This is a genomic window from Hominimerdicola alba (assembly GCF_900109655.1).
GTDB classification, from domain to species: Bacteria; Bacillota; Clostridia; order Oscillospirales; family Ruminococcaceae; genus Hominimerdicola; species Hominimerdicola alba_B.
Genome location: NZ_FOAT01000001.1, coordinates 241,730 through 257,797 on the forward strand (window position 1 = coordinate 241,730; position 16,068 = coordinate 257,797).

A 16,068-nucleotide genomic window follows, 5' to 3' on the forward strand; every position below is an offset into this window, starting at 1 on the left:
GTTTGGATATTTTTGTTCACAAAAAATTGACATTCGACTGATTTAAAGATTTATCGCAGAAAATCACATCAAAAGTATGGACTAGATAAGAAAATTATCACATCAATACTTGATTAATGTAAGAATGAATGATATACTAAAATATCAGAGTACTGTAAAGGAAGGTGAAAGCCTTGGTAAATATCGCGATCTGTGACGATGAAAAAGCCTATGTTGATACCCTGCTGAATGACATTAACGAAATATACGGAGAGAACAACAGCTTTCATTTCAGATCATTCAACAGCGGTGAGGATATAATTTCAAATTTTACCAGAGGTGAGTTTGATATTATATTCATGGACATTGAAATGAAAGAACTGGACGGCCTTAAAACTGCGGAATACATACGCTCTATAGACCGTAATGTTATACTTGCATTTCTTACAAATTATGATAAATTCGTATATTCGGGATACGAGGTGAATGCTTTCCGTTATATATTGAAAGATCAGGCGCGTCCTATCTATCTCAAGCAGATAAAGGACACCATCGATGAGTACAGCAGAAAGTTCAAATACATAACCATATATCTGAATGATGTTCTGCAGAAGCTGATGATAGATGATATTTACTATATCGAAGTTTATTCAAGAGAGATAATAATCCATCTGGCAGACGAATGCCACAGGACTACCGGCAAGCTTAAGGACTATGAGAACAATTTCAAGGGAATGTATTTTGCCAAGCCCGACAAGAGCCACCTTGTTAATGCGGCGAACATCGATTTTGTAGAAAAGGACAGACTGCTTCTGAAAAACGGCGAGCATCTTTACATAAGCCGCAAACACTACAAAGAGATCGTTGATGCTTTTGTTGAGTACACGAAAAGCAGGTGCATCTGATGAGCAGGACGGAAATAATTGCTGAACTGCTTAACAACTCTGCTGAATCGGTAATAATAGTTTTCTTTCTGTACAACATATTCAAGGAGAAATACTATCACGGTTCCAAGGGTATAGCGCTGATGACGGTGATATCCATATCCGTATTTTCTGCGCTGTCATTCTTTTCGCCTGTGCCATTGCTTAATCTCGGAGCGACACTGCTGATACTCGTGCTGACCTCCCATATATGGTTCAATGTAAGTATGATAGAGCGATTGTTTTACTCGGTAATGTTCGTTGTGATAGCACTGGTATCGGAATTTCTGCCGATGACGGTGATATATATGCTGGATATGGGAACTCCTATAGATCAGCTGTCTTCCGGCAGAGGGCGGTATATCGGAATGATACTTTCAAAGATATTCATGTTCTGGATATCTGTATATATCATCGAATATCTGAAAAACAAGACGCGCTCGATACCGCTCAGAAACTGGATGGCGATTTTTCTCACGCCGTTTTTCAGCATATTTATACTGTACTGTATGTTCGATCCAAACAGAGTAGACAGAAAGGACACTGTGATCTTTATTTCATCGGCGGTGGGTCTGCTGGCGGTGAATCTGTTTGTCTTTGACTTTTTTGATGTGTATGCGAATCAGCTGAAAATGGCTCTGATGGAACAGCAGCTGAAAAATGATGAGGATAATTACAAGCTTATAGAGGACAAGTACAACGAGATACGGACACTCAGGCATGATTTTAAAAATCAGATCGCAGTGGCTAACGATATGTTCGAGAAAGGGCGGACGAGTGAGGCGATAAAGCATCTGAACGAATTGCAGGACAAGCTTTCGGAAACAAGCGGGGTATGCTATACGGGTATATCCTCTGTAGATTCAATAGTCAATCTGAAATGGCAGGAAGCTTTGAAGCACGATATCGAGTACGTTACGCAGATAACTGTCAGCGACAAGATAGAACTTGACGATCTTCTGCTTTGCAGGATCTTTGCTAATCTTCTGGATAATGCCATTGAGGGCTGCGAAAGATACATCGGTGACAACAAGTTTATCAGCATAAGGATAAGCCAGATAAACGGAAATCTTCACATCAGCATTTCAAACTCCTCAAATCAAGTTGATGTAGATGATCTTAGAACGGAGAAAAGCGATCTTTCAGCCCATGGCTTGGGAGTAAAGAGCATCAAAAAGGCTGTTGAAGAACTTAACGGAATAATCACTTTTAAGTGCGAATGTGAAATCTTCTCGGTTGATATTATAATAAAATATTAACGAGGCTGCACTTCATGCACGATTAATGGTACTTCATGCAAAACTAATTGAAATAATGAATAAAACACGCTATACTGATTGCAGGCGGTGAAAATGATATGATCTCCAGACTTGCAAAATGTACAGCGTGTTTTTTTGTTGACAACAAAATAATCGAAGAGGAAGACATTGAGGTTTATTCCTACGGCATGGAATTGCTTCTATCAACAGTGGTGAACTTTGCTGTTGCAATAGCTATCGCAGTAATAACAAAATCTTTTATTCCGTGCCTTGTGAATCTGACTGCTTTTCTAACACTTCGGGTAAATGCAGGAGGATACCATGCGGATACACATCTTGGGTGTACGATGACACTGGCATCGGTAATGCTTGTGTTTATATTTGCTGAGAAGAATATATCTGAAACTGCTATGTTTTTTAGTTCGCTTCTGATGCTGATGCTTTCAAATTCACTGATCATAATGCTTTCCCCTGTGGAACACCCTAACAAGCCACTTGATGATGATATGAAGATCAGACTAAGGAACAGATCGGTGTTATGGGCAGGTGTATGGACGGTGTTCTGCATAGTGTTTTCTGTGATCAATGTGCGTTATTGCTTTTATGCGGCTTCGGGTGTATTTACAATCGGTCTGGCGATGATAGCCGAGAAATTCAAACTTAAGGAGAAAATAGGATGAGAAACCAGGTCAAAGAAAAACTTATAAACGATTACAACAGTCTGAGTTATCATACAGACGATACATTCACAAAGTATCGTTTTACTTACAACGGAGTTTATGTACACGTTTATTTTGATGCTTATGACGTTCAGGCGCTTTCACTTTCGGTGATACTTATTTATGAAAGAGATTATTATTATACCTCTCTGAATGTTGACGATACTGATACTAACGTGGAATATTTGCACAAGATACCTTTAGGAATACTGAGAAGGATACTTGTGAATAAAAAGCTGGACGATATGTTTGAACATCTTGAAGAACATATACTTAACAACTCTCCCGAAGAGGGACGTTATTCAGATGATAAGCTTTTCAGCAGCACGCTGAAATTCTCGGGAAAGAGAAAGGATCTTCCTTTCTGGAAAAGCATCAAGCACGTAAGAATGAGCGATGATACACTCAACAGGCTGAGAGTGACATCGAATATAAGTTTAAGTACACTTAAAAAGATACAGTCTAAGAACATGACTCTGGTCAAGACGCAGTTCCCAAAGGACAGAAAGAATATCAAGCTTATACTTGATTCCAAAGGGATAGATCTTGAACTGAGGACATAAAAGGTCTTAGTCAGACGGAATATGGACAGGCGATGGTAATAATTCCCGGCAGTATGGAAGCGCGGCTGTTTGGTAATTTGCAGCCGCAGTTGTCGGGGTTATAAATAATATTTTTAAAGGAGTGGAATTTATGAAAACATTGAAAAAACCAATTGTGAAGTGCGGATCGGCTTTGGCATCACTGGCGCTGAAAGTTGGTGTAACTACCAACAAACAGGCCTGCATATTCTGGTATAATCAGCCGAAAGAACCAAAAGGTATTAATAAATTCCGCAAATAAAATTGTCGGGTTTATAAAATACAATATGTAACACCCTAATCTTTAGCTTTCAGCCGGCAGGACCCTCTGAGCTGTCGGCTGTTTTGCTAGGATAAGGGCACGTTATCTTCGCAAATCCCTATTTAAATGTAAAACAAACACCGCCTAAGTTTAAAATGCTGAAGCGGTGTTTGTTTTATATTCCTGTCTTAGTAGCCTTCGGCTGTTCTTTGTTTGCGGATAGCTATACGCTTGCGGGCGCCTTCGTATTCTGCCTGTTCGGTTATACCCTCTGGGATAATGCCATAGTCTATGGGCTTTGGTCTGCCGTTTTCATCTACGTGTACACAGGTGAGATAGGCGTGGTTTATAGCTCTGCGGATACCGGAGCCTTTATCTTCAACATAGGAATCAACGCGGACTTCCATTGAAGTTTTGCCGACGTAAGTGACCTTAGCGATGAGTACTACAATATCGTTGATGAATGCGGCGTGCTTGAATCTCAGGCTGTCCACCATAAGTGTGACGGCATTTCCCCCGCAGTGGCGCATGGCGGCTACACCTGCGGCTTCGTCAATCCATTCCATCAGTCTGCCGCCGAAAAGACGGTTTTCCCCGTTGATATCGCGGTACTGGATAAGCTTGGTTATCTCGGTGATGGAATCCGAGACACGTTTATCGCCCTTTGGATAAGGCATGATGGTTTCCTCCTTAAGGTTTTGATGTCTGGAGATATCTCATGTGGATATCGGTGAGAAGTCGGCTGACTTTTGATTTATCGGGTCTTTCGGGGAGCTTGCTGTTTTCATAAGCAGTGAGGAGCTTTTTATCCATACGGTTCACCATATCGAAGAACTCGGGTGAAAGGGTATTCTGCTCGGTGTTGAAGTACTCCCCTGTTTTGATGCTCATGAGAAGGTCATGTTCCTTTTCGCGATAGGTGATGATCTCTCCGCGGGACAGGATATCCTCAGCCATGAAATAAAGTCTCAGCAGATGCATGGCGTGTTTGTTCAGGTGGTAGGTATCCTTTTTATGGTTGCGGTGTCCGAGATGCTTATTGAATTCCTTGACACAGGAAGTAATCTCGTTGGCAACTATACTGAATTCATTAGCGGGAAGCATATCCATGTTGAGAGAGAAACACAGCTGTACTTCTTCATCGGTGATGGGTTTGCTGTTCACAGTTATCTCGGTTACGGTATCATTGAAGAGAACGCCAACATCGTAGGCATCTACGGGGATTCCGTTTACGATTATCTTATTGCCGCTTAGGTCGGTAACGGACATTTTCAGGCATTCGCGTTTATAGTGCTTGCATTCCTCTTCGAGATGGCGCTGTATGCGCTCGATGGAATCGGCGAGGGATATGCTTTTGAATACATTTGAGCCGTTATCCTTGCCGATGGCGTTTTTCAGACGCTGGAACTGTCCTCTTGCATAACCTGCGAATGAACCGTAGGCCAGTTTGCTCAGGAATAGCTCACGGTTATCAAGCAGAAGTTTTCCGTACTCGCTGACCATGGTATAATGTTCGGGCTTACAGCCAAGCATTTCGATAGTGTTGGGGTTGCATTTATAGAACAGTGCAACTATCTTGCCAAGGACGTAAAGTGTGGTATCGGTGGGACGGTCGATGTACTGTTCAAATCCGTTTGCGCCGTAAATATAGTGTTCGTTTTGGGCGGAAGAATCGTCTTTCAGAAAACCACAGCCTAAAAGGTCTGCGGGTTCGGGCATTATAATGCCGCGGATATCTATATCCGATTCGGGAGTGTTCAGCCCGTAGGATATGCTTCCACCGAAAGTCAGCAGTGCTATACGGTCGCCGAGATAAGGGTCATTTTTAAGAAAGCTGTACTCCGGGGCTGAAATAACTTTGTTTATATCCATCAGATCACCTGTAAAGACCGAGTTTCTTTATTGCCGATGCGATGATGACGCTTCTGGGTCTCAGGCTGTAGGTATTGCCGTTTCGGTAAATGAGGGCATTGAAATCCGTGCCTTTTTTGTAGGGGACAAAGGTATAGAAATCGATATTCCAGTCGTAGCCCTCGGGAAGAGCGGGAAGTTCGATGGAACAATCATCCCAGTAGGCGTTTATGCCTATGAACACTGCATCGTCGTTGCCCTTTTTATCCTTGCCCGCAAACATTACTCCGATAACGTGATCATGATCGTTAGTTTTTTTGTTCCATGCGGTGGTATTGTGTATGCTGGTATCTGGAAAACCGAATGCACCCTCATTGGTGGCGTGCCTTATGACCTCGTGTCTTTTACGAAAAGCGATCATATCACGGACGAAATCATGTATCTCACGGAACTTTTTTAGTCTTGACCAGTCAAGCCATGAAACTTCATTATCCTGACAGTAGGCGTTGTTATTGCCGAACTGGGTGTTGCAGAATTCATCACCTGCATAGAACATTACTGCTCCCCTACTGAAAAGCAGTGTTGCAAAGGCGTTCTTTATCATTCTCATTCGCAGACCCATTACCTCGCGGTCATCGGTATCACCCTCAAAGCCGCAGTTCCAGCTGGTGACACTGTTATCACCGTCGGTATTGCTCCAGCCGTTGGCTTCGTTGTGCTTGGTATTATAGGAGTAGAGGTCATACATGGTAAAACCATCGTGGCAAGTGAGGAAGTTTACCGAAGCGTTATGACAGCGCTCGGGGGGATAGAGGTCAGCTGAGCCTGTTATCCTCTGGATAGCCGCCCACGCCATGCCGTTATCACCTTTAAGGAAGCAGCGAAGGTCATCGCGGAAACGACCGTTCCATTCAGCCCAGCGATTCCATGAGGGGAAGCTACCAACTTGGTAAAGTCCGCCTGCATCCCATGCTTCTGCAATAAGCTTACAGCCGCTGAGTATGGGGTCATATGCGATGGTTTTCAGCAGTGGCGGATTTTCCATTGGAGTGCCGTCTTCGCTTCTGCCAAGGATAGATGCAAGGTCGAAGCGGAAGCCGTCGACGCGGTACTCAATTACCCAGTAGCGCAGGCAGTCGATTATAAACTGCTGAACTATGGGGTGATTGCAGTTCATGGTGTTTCCGCAGCCGCTGAAATTTACGTACTTGCCGTTGGGGGTCAGCATATAGTAGACGCTGTTATCTATGCCCTTGAATGAAAAAATGGTGCCGTCCTCGTTGCCCTCGGATGTATGGTTGAAGACAACATCGAGGAAAACAAGTATGCCGTTTTCGTTACAGGTACGGATAAGATTTTTCAGCTCGTCGCCCTCATGGTTGTACTCGACCTTTGAGGCATAGCTTGTATTAGGGGCAAAGAAACAAGTTGTGTTGTAGCCCCAGTAATTCATCAGCAGGTTACCCTCATGATGACGCTCCTCGTAGAGTTCGTCGAACTCAAATACGGGCATGAGTTCGATAGCGTTGACACCCAGCTTTTTAAGGTAGGGTATCTTTTCTATAACGCCGTCAAAGGTGCCGGGATGCTGAACGCCCGAGGTCAGGCTGTTGGTAAAACCTCTGACATGGAGTTCGTAGATAACCAGGTCGCTGAAAGGTATATTATGGCTGACGAAATTTCCCCAGTCAAATTTATCGGTTGTTACTCTGCCGTGATAACTGCCGTCGCCTGGGGCTTTTTTGCCCCATACGCTCTGTCCTGTGACAGCCCTTGCGTAAGGGTCAAGGATATTCTTTCTATCGTCGAACAGCAGACCTTTTTCGGGGGCATATTCTCCAGAAAAGCGGTAGCAGTATTCGATCTCATAGATATCAAGACCGTAGATCATGATAGACCATGTATCGCCTATACGATAGCTGTCGGGGATAGGTATGATGGCAAACGGCTCGGTCTCGCCGCGCCTGAAAAGCACTACGGAACAGCCTGTGGCATTTGAAGAATGAATAGTGAAATTAACAGCATGAAGCATGGCGGAAGCGCCGTTCAGGGTATAAATTCCGGGACGGCATTCAAATCCTGCGATGATATCTGTAGCTTTGTAGGTAGATGAATTTTTCATTATATCACAGCCTTAAATCATTAATATATTATGATAATATAACAAAGTGAATATATCATATCTTTGATTATATACCATTTTGAACAAATTATCAATTGAATTTTTGTATAAAAAATGACCGCCATATTTGGTAAAGCGGTCACGAAATGTTAAATCGAAGCATCATTTTCCGAATGTATCTCGGAAGACATTGTAATTTGTGGGATTTTTAAGGGAACAGTATACAGCGAATTCGATGTTTTTAAAATAGTATCGGTACTTTTCGGTCAGGTCTTTCATGACCTTTGCCACAACTTTCGGGGGATTGCGGAAAGCACCGCAGCCGAATGCACCGAGGATAAAGGTCTCAGCGCCGTTGTTTATGGCGGTGAGGAAGACTTTTTCAAGGCGTTTATACTGTATCTTTGCTAGGGTATCGTCATATATCCTGGTGTAGCCGCTGAGATTCGGAGAAGCACAGGTAATGACATCTACCTTGAACCATTCATTTTCGGGTCTGGGAGCGGGCGATGTGGTATCGGTCTTGATGCAGTAGACATCGGGAGTGAAGATGAGGTCATCGTTGTAAATGAGGTCGCTGAACATAGTTCTGTGGGGCTGATAGAAACCTTCAATTATCTTATCAGAAGCAAGACAGGGGAAAAGAGTGGTGATTCGGCGGATACATTCTTCCTGAGCTTTTGCGCCGTTTACTACACCGCCGCCCGGATTTTTGGCGGATGCGAAATTAAGTATGCAGACCTTGGTGCCTTTATACTGTTCAGCAGATTCTATGGTACGCTTTTGGGTAACGGTTATTTTTGCCGGAGTCAGGTAAGGCTCGCCTTTAAGGGCGATCGAATCGCCGTCAAGTAAGATATACTGACGGTCTATGGAGTTTTGAACAGCGTTTTTAAGCAGGCTGTTATTATTGCACTGTTCAAGCGTGTCATTGAAGATATTTACTAGGGTCTCTTTATCGTTTCCATTCATGGTCATACCTCACTTTACTATAAGACCCAACAGTTTTGCAAGGTCGGCTGCCTGTTCATATGTTACTGTCACGCCGCGGAGTTCGGAAAGTTCACGGGAAAGGACTATGCCCGATATATCACATTTTGAGAAGTCGGTGCCGCGCATTTTTGTCATAAACAGTTCGGCACTGATAAGCTTTGCATCTTTAAAGGTGGTTCTTTTTAATTCGCTTCGGGAAAGAAGCGCACCCGACAAATCGCAGTCGGTGATGGTACAACCATCGAAGGTGGATTCGGAGAAAAGTCCGTAGGCGAAGGAACTGGTTTTCAGCGTGGACTGTTTGAATACAGTACTTCCGAATTCTGCGCCGTTGGCTTTACAGCCCGAGAACTCACATTCCTTAAAATAGCAGTCACCAAGTTTGCAGTTGGAAAGGTCACATTTATCGAACTTACAGCCATAGAAACAGGCTTTGGTAAGGTCGCACTGAATAAAGCGGCAGCCTTTGAAGAAAACCTCGGAGAATTCAAAACCGCTGATATCCTCGGAAGCAATTGTCTCGCGTTCGTATTCGGCATTCTTGATCTCCATATCCTGATCTCTGACTTTTGAAATATCATCTGTAAACATAATTATCACCCGAAATATCATACCATATTATTTTAAAAATGTAAAGACAGCAGATGAAAATTTACATCAAGTTATATTACTTTACGGGTATGAAGGCACAAAAAAGCCGCCCGAAGGCGGCTTGAAAATTATTACTGATTTTCCTTAACGATCTCCTTGAGACCTGTTGCAAGACCTGCAAGACTCTGTATCTCACTGGGGATAATGATCTTGGTTGCCTTGCCGTCAGCTGCTTTGCTGAATGCTTCAAGGCTCTTGAGTTGGATAACTGCTTCGTTAGGATTAGCAGCATTCAGCTTAACGATACTGTCAGCCAGTGCGCGCTGTACCATATCGATAGCCTGCGCTTCACCCTCTGCCTCAAGTATCTTCTGCTCCTTGACTGCATCAGCGCGGAGTATCATGGACTGCTTTTCAGCCTCAGCGGCAAGTATCTGAGATTCCTTGTCAGCCTGTGCACGGAGTATCTTGGACTCCTTTTCACCTTCTGCAACGAGTATCTGGGACTTCTTTTCAGCCTCAGCCTGAATGACTTTCTCACGTCTTTCACGGTCAGCCTTCATCTGCTTTTCCATTGCGTCCTGTATCTCTCTGGGAGGGATGATGTTCTTCAGCTCGACACGCTGAACCTTGATGCCCCATCTGTCGGTAGCTTCATCGAGGATAGCGGTTATACGTGTGTTGATGATATCTCTGGAAGTAAGTGTTGCTTCCAGATCCAGGTCGCCGACGATATTTCTCAGAGTGGTAGCTGTGAGGTTCTCGATAGCGGAGATAGGTCTTTCAACGCCGTATGTGAACTGCATAGCGTTTGTTATCTGGAAAAATACAACGGTATCTATCTGCATGGTAACGTTATCCTTGGTGATAACGGACTGGGGTTTGAAGTCAACTACCTGTTCCTTGATGGAAACTTTCTTAGCGACTCTGTCTATGAAAGGAACTTTAACATGGAGACCTGTACCCCATGCTGCGTGAAATGTACCAAATCTTTCAACGACATAAACATATGCCTGGGGTACTATCTTTATGTTGGAGATTATAACCAACACGATAAATGCGATAAGTATCAGTACGATCAATAATGGACTCATTTCTTCTTTACCTCCGAATTCAATTCTTTTGTGTTACAACAAGTTTTGCGCCTGAGACCTCGACTACGCTTACGGTAGCGCCTTTCTCTATTGTGCTCCCGTCTTCGGAAACAGCTGACCAGTCAGTGCCGTCCAGTCTGACCCTGCCTTTATTCAGGCTGTTATCGATGCTCTCGATGACCTGCGCTGTCTTACCGACATCAAGTTCAAAGTTTGTGGGAACAGCGGTCATCCTGACCTTTTTTGCAAGAGGACGTGTCGCTATAAGGAATACTATCGAAGCGATAACGAATACTGCAAACTGAGCCACGAATGAAAGCTTCGCGATAGCACAGAACATAGCCGCAAGTGCGCCCAGTGCGAACCAGATGCTAAGCAATCCTGCGCCGTTTGCGATCTCAACGATCACAAAGAATACGAAAGCCACTGCCCAAACGATGATGTAAGTGGTAGCCATAAACAGATCAACTCCTTTCCTGTTCTGAAAATATATATTTCTTTCTGCGGTATTAATTTTACCGCAACATAATTATACCATAATTTTTCGATTTTTTCAATAGGTAAATTCGTATAACAGAAAAAATTTTGCTGACAGAAAAGTGATAGAAAGCACAGTGATTCGGTCAAGTAAGCCGACTTGTCGTTTAATGATTTTCGTCAAGAAGATTACTTGACATATACTTTCTTGATTATGCCGATGTACTGCACGTGGTAGTCACCTGCAGCGTAGTTTGCTTCGATGAGATCCTTGTTGATGAAGCTGTCGGGAGTCATGGACTGGACATATGCCTTTTCACATACGAACACCAGCTTTGCCTGTTCAAAAGTGACGGAGCCGTCTGCTGCAACGGGAACGAGCCCTGTTTCGGCGGATTTATCGCAGTCTCTGCCGCTATGCGAACCACAGAAAGCCAGTGCTTTTCTCTCAGATTCATCAAAGAAGCTTATTGTAAAGGTATTTTCCTTGTCAAGAAATTCTTTGGTATATCTCTGGGGTCTGATAACGGTGGTGAAGGTCTGCTTGCCCCACATTATACCTGCAAATCCCCATGAAGCTGTCATGGTGTTCCAGCTGTTCTCGTTGCCTGCGGTAACAAGGAACCAATCCTTGTCTATCTTCTTATAAGGGTCAAAACACATTGTGTGCAGTTCCGAGGGGTCTACCTCTTTAAAACCGTATTTTTCAGTAAGTATGCTCATTTTCCATTCCGCCTTTCGCGTAAGATTTATGCTTATACAAGCATGATACTATTATACTCCATATTTTATGAAAATGCAACCGTTTTGTAATTGCTTTTTTACAGAATTGGTGTTATAATAGTCTATATGTAGGGCGTTTTTGTCGTGGGATATCTGTATGCAGTATTGATGTATATTTCATATTATGCATGATATCCTGTATATTATCACGCTTTATACGTGATATTCATCAAAAATTTGCATATTCGTGTAATTTTATGCGTAAAACCTCTTGACAAATCCGAATAATGGTGTATAATATGATTATTGTTTGACATACTATTCACCTTATGCCTGAATTTTTTATTTTTGGAGGAATACATCATGGCTAAAGAAATCAAAAAAGTTGTACTCGCTTACTCAGGCGGACTTGATACTTCTATCATCATTCCGTGGCTGAAGGAAAACTACAATAACTGTGAAGTTATCGCAGTTTCAGGCGACGTTGGACAGGGCACCGAGCTTGACGGTCTGGAGGAGAAGGCTATAAAGACAGGTGCTTCCAAGCTGTACATCGAGGATCTTACAGAAGAGTTCATCACTGATTACGTTTACCCCACCGTACAGGCTGGCGCTGTTTACGAGAATCAGTATCTGCTGGGTACTTCCTTTGCTAGACCTATCATCGCTAAGAGAATAGCTGAGATCGCTATCAAGGAAGGCGCTGACGCGATCTGCCACGGCTGCACCGGTAAGGGAAACGACCAGGTAAGATTCGAGCTGGCTATCAAGGCATTTGCACCCGATATGCAGATCATCGCTCCCTGGAGAATCTGGGATATCAAGTCCAGAGATCAGGAGATCGATTACGCCGAGGCACACAACATTCCTCTGAAGATAAACAGAGAGACCAACTACTCCAAGGATAAGAACCTGTGGCACCTTTCTCACGAGGGTCTGGATCTTGAGGATCCCGCAAACGAGCCTCAGTACGAGAAGCCCGGTTTCCTGGAGCTGGGTGTATCTCCCATACAGGCACCCGACAAGCCCACTTATGTTACTATCCACTTTGAAAAGGGTATCCCCACCGCTGTTGACGGCGTAAAGATGGGCGGCAAGGATCTCGTTGCTAAGCTGAACGAACTGGGCGGCGCTAACGGTATCGGTCTGGCTGACTTGGTTGAGAACAGACTTGTTGGTATGAAGTCCAGAGGCGTATACGAGACTCCCGGCGGAACTATCCTGTACAAGGCTCACGAGATACTGGAGACCATCACCATCGACAAGGAAACCGCAAGAATGAAGAGCTACATCGGCATCAAGTTCGCTGATATAGTTTACAACGGTCAGTGGTTCACACCTCTGAGAGAGGCTCTGAGCGCATTCGTTACCGAGACACAGAAGAATGTTACAGGTGACGTTAAGCTGAAGCTGTACAAGGGCAATATCATCAACGCAGGCGTTACTTCTCCTTACACTCTGTATGATGAGGAAGTTGCTACATTCGATGAGGATGATGTTTACAATCAGGCTGATTCCGCAGGCTTCATCAATCTGTTCGGTCTGCCTATCAAGGTACGCGCTAAGCTGGAACAGAAGAGAAACAATAAGTAATCTTACGCCGTAAAAAATCTATTATTAGGAGGTCATAGTATGTCAGACAAGAATTCTTACTTTGAACCGGGCTTCGACAAAAAAGTAGAGATATCCTACGATAATCTTCCCAATTCGTCTTTCGAAGACGTTAATCTGGGCGGTGCGACTTTTACCAATGTTAATCTGAAAGGCTCAAACTTTGAAGATGTCAACATGGACGATACCATCTTTGACAACATCAGTATGCAGAACACCAGATTCACCGATATGTACATGGTAAATTCCCGTTTTCTGGGCGTTAACATAAGTGGTTCGCGTTTTGGCTGTTCTATCATGAACAATGTTGAGTTCAAGAATCCTGATCTGAAGAATTCTCAGTTCATACATTGTGACCTCACAGGTGTTGAGATCAGCGACTGCAAGATAGATGGTCTGAAGATCAACGGCATCGACATCCAGAAGCTTCTGGAGCAGCACGATAAGGATTGATCGTCCGTTTGGCGGACGCTAGCAGGTGTTCGGGCAGAATAACTCCTTGGTTCGGGTTATTTTGCCCATGCCTGTTTATACAGACTGCCCTGCGCAGGACGGTCTGTATAAGCAGACTAAATGATCATTATAATAAGGGGAAGTATCATGACACACAAAGACAAAGCTTTAAGTCTTTTCAGTCAGGGTTTTCATTGTTCTCAGGCTGTTCTTGGTGCTTTTGCAGAAGAGCTTGGCATGAGCGATGAACTGGCTCTCAGTGTCAGCGGCAGTTTCGGCGGCGGTATGAGAAACGGCGAAGTCTGCGGCGCCTGCACAGGAGCGCTGATGGCTATCGGTTTGAAATACAAATTTTTCAAAGCCGATGATATCGGCAGCAAGGAAAAGAACAATGCTGTTACTTCGGAATTTTTGAAAAGATTCAAAGAAAAGAATGGCTCATGTCTTTGCAGAGAGCTTCTCGGATATGATCTTTCAGACCCGAAGCAGCAGGCTGAGGCTCGCGAAAAAGGTATGTTTTCGGAATTCTGCCCGAAGATGGTCGCAAGTGCCGTTGAGACAGCAGAAGAACTTATGAATGAATAAATAAAAAGGACGGTAAGTAAAATGGCTGGAAAAATGTGGGCAGGACGTTTCACTAAAGAGGTAGACGAGAGGGTCAACGATTTTAATTCATCTATCTCATTTGACCACAGAATGTACAAGCAGGATATCGAGGGTTCTATCGCCCACGCAACTATGCTGGGTGAATGCGGAATAATCGATATCGAGGAAAGTAAGAAGATAATCGAGGGTCTTAAGGGCATACTTGCTGATATCGAAAGCGGCAAGCTTGAATTTGACCCTACTGCTGAAGATATCCATATGTTCGTTGAAGCTGAGCTGACTTCAAGACTTGGCGACACAGGCAAGAGACTTCACACTGCAAGATCGAGAAACGATCAGGTAGCACTGGATATAAGAATGAATCTAAAAGTTGAGGCTGACGAGATAATCGCACTGGTAAAGGAACTGGAGCAGACTATCCTCAATATGTCTGAAAAGCACCTGACCACGGTAATGCCCGGATATACTCATTTACAGAGGGCACAGCCCATCACTTTCGCACATCATCTGATGGCTTATGCAAATATGCTGCTGAGAGACCTTGGCAGACTTGAGGACTGCAAGAAGAGACTCAATATAATGCCTTTGGGCAGCGGTGCGCTGGCTTCAACCACTTATCCCATAAACAGACAGAGAGTATGCGACCTACTGGGATTTGACGAGATTACTCAGAACTCGCTGGATGGCGTTTCGGACAGAGATTTCTGCATTGAACTGGCTTCGGCTATATCAATGCTGATGATGCATCTTTCAAGATTCTCGGAGGAGATAATCCTGTGGTGTTCATGGGAGTTCAAGTTTGTTGAGCTTGACGATGCTTATGCAACAGGTTCTTCCATAATGCCCCAGAAGAAGAATCCCGATGTTACCGAGCTTATCAGAGGTAAGACAGGAAGAGTTTACGGTGACCTGAATACCCTGCTGGTAATGATGAAGGGCACTCCCCTTGCATACAACAAGGATATGCAGGAGGACAAGGAAGCTATCTTTGATGCTGTGGATACAGTTAAACTTTGCCTGAAAACATTTATCCCCATGCTGGATACCATGACTGTTCTTAAAGACAACATGAGAAATGCTGCTGCAAGAGGTTTCATAAATGCAACAGACTGTGCAGATTATCTGGTAAAGAAGGGTATGCCTTTCAGAGATGCTTACAAGATAACAGGTACATTGGTACACACCTGCATCGAGCTTGGCTGCACTCTTGAAACTCTGCCGATGGAAGAGTACAAGAAGCTGACAGAGAATTTTGATGAAGATGTTTACGAGGCTATAAGCCTTGATACTTGCGTTATGCAGCGAAAGGCTGCGGGCGGACCCGCACCTGAATCCGTAAAGGCACAGATAGCGTATGTACGTGAAAGGATTTGATAAGATAAGGCAGAGCGAGGAACTCAGCGCGGCGGCAGTATTTCTGCTGTGGCTGGTCTTCGGGGCGGGGCTGGTACTTCTGGTGGACAAGGTGATACCAAGTATACTGACCCTGATGCTGGCTTTCGGGTTTGTATATCCCGCTGGGTGCCTGGTGATGTTTTTCAGGCTCTGCAAAAGGCACGGAGTTATGTGGTACTTCCCTGTTGCAGTGATAACAGCAACTGTTATTATGTATGCGGCATGGGGGACTTACAGGGCGATAATCCCGAACTTGCTTATCCTAACTATACTCTGTGTACTCTTCGGATGCGGACTTGGCGGTTGTTTTGCAGACAAGGAAGCTGTAAAGACTTACCGTGAAAACAGGCGCTTGAAGAAACTCGGTGAGGACAAGCCTTATTCTTCGATAATAGATGACAATAATGTCAGAAAAAACAAGAAATGATC

18 protein-coding genes are annotated in these 16,068 nt (G+C 44.0%); 10 read left to right on the top strand and 8 right to left on the bottom strand.

All coding sequences use genetic code 11. The features are described 5' to 3' along the window. Positions 1 to 173: 173 nt before the first annotated feature. The 5 genes from BMY75_RS01145 (at position 174) to BMY75_RS01165 (ending at position 3,723) form a co-directional block, all read left to right on the top strand. On the top strand, positions 174 to 884 hold the full coding sequence (locus tag BMY75_RS01145; protein ID WP_074828439.1) for a LytR/AlgR family response regulator transcription factor: 711 nt from the start codon (positions 174 to 176) through the stop codon (positions 882 to 884). Continuing rightward, positions 884 to 2,161 carry a sensor histidine kinase gene (locus BMY75_RS01150; protein WP_074828442.1) on the top strand — a complete coding sequence of 426 codons (1,278 nt, stop codon included), beginning with the start codon at positions 884 to 886 and terminating at the stop codon, positions 2,159 to 2,161. The genes BMY75_RS01145 and BMY75_RS01150 overlap by 1 nt, the downstream gene beginning before the upstream one ends. 98 nt (positions 2,162 to 2,259) lie before the next feature. Further along, on the top strand, positions 2,260 to 2,841 hold the full coding sequence (locus tag BMY75_RS01155; RefSeq protein ID WP_074828445.1) for an accessory gene regulator ArgB-like protein: 582 nt from the start codon (positions 2,260 to 2,262) through the stop codon (positions 2,839 to 2,841). After that, positions 2,838 to 3,443, top strand: coding sequence for a hypothetical protein (locus tag BMY75_RS01160; protein ID WP_074828448.1), 606 nt, complete (start codon positions 2,838 to 2,840; stop codon positions 3,441 to 3,443). The genes BMY75_RS01155 and BMY75_RS01160 overlap by 4 nt, the downstream gene beginning before the upstream one ends. A 130-nt stretch (positions 3,444 to 3,573) precedes the next feature. Continuing rightward, positions 3,574 to 3,723: a cyclic lactone autoinducer peptide gene (locus tag BMY75_RS01165; RefSeq protein ID WP_074828451.1), complete on the top strand. Its 150-nt coding sequence runs from the start codon at positions 3,574 to 3,576 to the stop codon at positions 3,721 to 3,723. Positions 3,724 to 3,911: 188 nt separating this feature from the next. Here the strand turns inward: BMY75_RS01165 and BMY75_RS01170 are convergent, their stop codons facing one another. From BMY75_RS01170 to BMY75_RS01205, 8 genes are all read right to left on the bottom strand, one after another. Beyond that, positions 3,912 to 4,400 (bottom strand): acyl-CoA thioesterase, encoded by a 489-nt coding sequence (locus BMY75_RS01170; protein WP_074828454.1) that lies wholly within the window; start codon positions 4,398 to 4,400, stop codon positions 3,912 to 3,914. Positions 4,401 to 4,413: 13 nt separating this feature from the next. Next, positions 4,414 to 5,595, bottom strand: coding sequence for a DNA polymerase beta superfamily protein (locus BMY75_RS01175; protein ID WP_074828457.1), 1,182 nt, complete (start codon positions 5,593 to 5,595; stop codon positions 4,414 to 4,416). Positions 5,596 to 5,599: 4 nt separating this feature from the next. Then, on the bottom strand, positions 5,600 to 7,696 hold the full coding sequence (locus BMY75_RS01180; RefSeq protein ID WP_074828461.1) for a glycogen debranching protein: 2,097 nt from the start codon (positions 7,694 to 7,696) through the stop codon (positions 5,600 to 5,602). Positions 7,697 to 7,858: 162 nt separating this feature from the next. Beyond that, entirely contained in the window at positions 7,859 to 8,674 is an 816-nt protein-coding gene (locus BMY75_RS01185) for a TIGR02452 family protein (RefSeq protein WP_081350416.1), read from the bottom strand. 3 nt (positions 8,675 to 8,677) lie between these two features. Continuing rightward, the gene (locus BMY75_RS01190; protein ID WP_074828467.1) at positions 8,678 to 9,280 is read right to left on the bottom strand and encodes a pentapeptide repeat-containing protein; all 603 of its coding nucleotides are present in this window, start codon (positions 9,278 to 9,280) and stop codon (positions 8,678 to 8,680) included. 131 nt (positions 9,281 to 9,411) lie between these two features. Beyond that, positions 9,412 to 10,374 carry an SPFH domain-containing protein gene (locus BMY75_RS01195; protein WP_074828470.1) on the bottom strand — a complete coding sequence of 321 codons (963 nt, stop codon included), beginning with the start codon at positions 10,372 to 10,374 and terminating at the stop codon, positions 9,412 to 9,414. 19 nt (positions 10,375 to 10,393) lie between these two features. Next, positions 10,394 to 10,831 (bottom strand): NfeD family protein, encoded by a 438-nt coding sequence (locus tag BMY75_RS01200; RefSeq protein ID WP_074828474.1) that lies wholly within the window; start codon positions 10,829 to 10,831, stop codon positions 10,394 to 10,396. Positions 10,832 to 11,040: 209 nt separating this feature from the next. Then, a complete protein-coding gene (locus BMY75_RS01205) occupies positions 11,041 to 11,574 on the bottom strand; it encodes a flavin reductase (protein WP_074828478.1) in 534 nt (177 codons plus the stop codon). 363 nt (positions 11,575 to 11,937) lie between these two features. On the opposite strand from BMY75_RS01205, the gene BMY75_RS01210 reads away from it, so the two are divergent. From BMY75_RS01210 to BMY75_RS01230, 5 genes are all read left to right on the top strand, one after another. Further along, on the top strand, positions 11,938 to 13,167 hold the full coding sequence (locus BMY75_RS01210) for an argininosuccinate synthase (RefSeq protein WP_074828482.1): 1,230 nt from the start codon (positions 11,938 to 11,940) through the stop codon (positions 13,165 to 13,167). 39 nt (positions 13,168 to 13,206) lie between these two features. After that, positions 13,207 to 13,638 (top strand): pentapeptide repeat-containing protein, encoded by a 432-nt coding sequence (locus BMY75_RS01215; protein ID WP_074828487.1) that lies wholly within the window; start codon positions 13,207 to 13,209, stop codon positions 13,636 to 13,638. 147 nt (positions 13,639 to 13,785) lie between these two features. Beyond that, the gene (locus tag BMY75_RS01220) at positions 13,786 to 14,223 is read left to right on the top strand and encodes a C-GCAxxG-C-C family protein (RefSeq protein ID WP_074828491.1); all 438 of its coding nucleotides are present in this window, start codon (positions 13,786 to 13,788) and stop codon (positions 14,221 to 14,223) included. Between the two features lie 21 nt (positions 14,224 to 14,244). Next, positions 14,245 to 15,618 carry an argininosuccinate lyase gene (gene argH / locus BMY75_RS01225; RefSeq protein WP_074828494.1) on the top strand — a complete coding sequence of 458 codons (1,374 nt, stop codon included), beginning with the start codon at positions 14,245 to 14,247 and terminating at the stop codon, positions 15,616 to 15,618. After that, positions 15,599 to 16,066 carry a hypothetical protein gene (locus BMY75_RS01230; protein ID WP_074828497.1) on the top strand — a complete coding sequence of 156 codons (468 nt, stop codon included), beginning with the start codon at positions 15,599 to 15,601 and terminating at the stop codon, positions 16,064 to 16,066. Before argH ends, BMY75_RS01230 begins: the two co-directional genes overlap by 20 nt. Positions 16,067 to 16,068 lie beyond the last annotated feature (2 nt).

What these genes read in the sequence shown, in the direction of transcription:
- BMY75_RS01150 (WP_074828442.1), top strand. Translation starts at nt 884, where the DNA reads ATGAGCAGGACGGAAATAATTGCTGAACTGCTTAACAACTCTGCTGAA.
- BMY75_RS01155 (WP_074828445.1), top strand. Translation starts at nt 2,260, where the DNA reads ATGATCTCCAGACTTGCAAAATGTACAGCGTGTTTTTTTGTTGACAAC.
- BMY75_RS01160 (WP_074828448.1), top strand. Translation starts at nt 2,838, where the DNA reads ATGAGAAACCAGGTCAAAGAAAAACTTATAAACGATTACAACAGTCTG.
- BMY75_RS01165 (WP_074828451.1), top strand. Translation starts at nt 3,574, where the DNA reads ATGAAAACATTGAAAAAACCAATTGTGAAGTGCGGATCGGCTTTGGCA.
- BMY75_RS01170 (WP_074828454.1), bottom strand. Translation starts at nt 4,400, where the DNA reads ATGCCTTATCCAAAGGGCGATAAACGTGTCTCGGATTCCATCACCGAG.
- BMY75_RS01175 (WP_074828457.1), bottom strand. Translation starts at nt 5,595, where the DNA reads ATGGATATAAACAAAGTTATTTCAGCCCCGGAGTACAGCTTTCTTAAA.
- BMY75_RS01180 (WP_074828461.1), bottom strand. Translation starts at nt 7,696, where the DNA reads ATGAAAAATTCATCTACCTACAAAGCTACAGATATCATCGCAGGATTT.
- BMY75_RS01185 (WP_081350416.1), bottom strand. Translation starts at nt 8,674, where the DNA reads ATGACCATGAATGGAAACGATAAAGAGACCCTAGTAAATATCTTCAAT.
- BMY75_RS01190 (WP_074828467.1), bottom strand. Translation starts at nt 9,280, where the DNA reads ATGTTTACAGATGATATTTCAAAAGTCAGAGATCAGGATATGGAGATC.
- BMY75_RS01195 (WP_074828470.1), bottom strand. Translation starts at nt 10,374, where the DNA reads ATGAGTCCATTATTGATCGTACTGATACTTATCGCATTTATCGTGTTG.
- BMY75_RS01200 (WP_074828474.1), bottom strand. Translation starts at nt 10,831, where the DNA reads ATGGCTACCACTTACATCATCGTTTGGGCAGTGGCTTTCGTATTCTTT.
- BMY75_RS01205 (WP_074828478.1), bottom strand. Translation starts at nt 11,574, where the DNA reads ATGAGCATACTTACTGAAAAATACGGTTTTAAAGAGGTAGACCCCTCG.
- BMY75_RS01210 (WP_074828482.1), top strand. Translation starts at nt 11,938, where the DNA reads ATGGCTAAAGAAATCAAAAAAGTTGTACTCGCTTACTCAGGCGGACTT.
- BMY75_RS01215 (WP_074828487.1), top strand. Translation starts at nt 13,207, where the DNA reads ATGTCAGACAAGAATTCTTACTTTGAACCGGGCTTCGACAAAAAAGTA.
- BMY75_RS01220 (WP_074828491.1), top strand. Translation starts at nt 13,786, where the DNA reads ATGACACACAAAGACAAAGCTTTAAGTCTTTTCAGTCAGGGTTTTCAT.
- argH (WP_074828494.1), top strand. Translation starts at nt 14,245, where the DNA reads ATGGCTGGAAAAATGTGGGCAGGACGTTTCACTAAAGAGGTAGACGAG.
- BMY75_RS01230 (WP_074828497.1), top strand. Translation starts at nt 15,599, where the DNA reads ATGTACGTGAAAGGATTTGATAAGATAAGGCAGAGCGAGGAACTCAGC.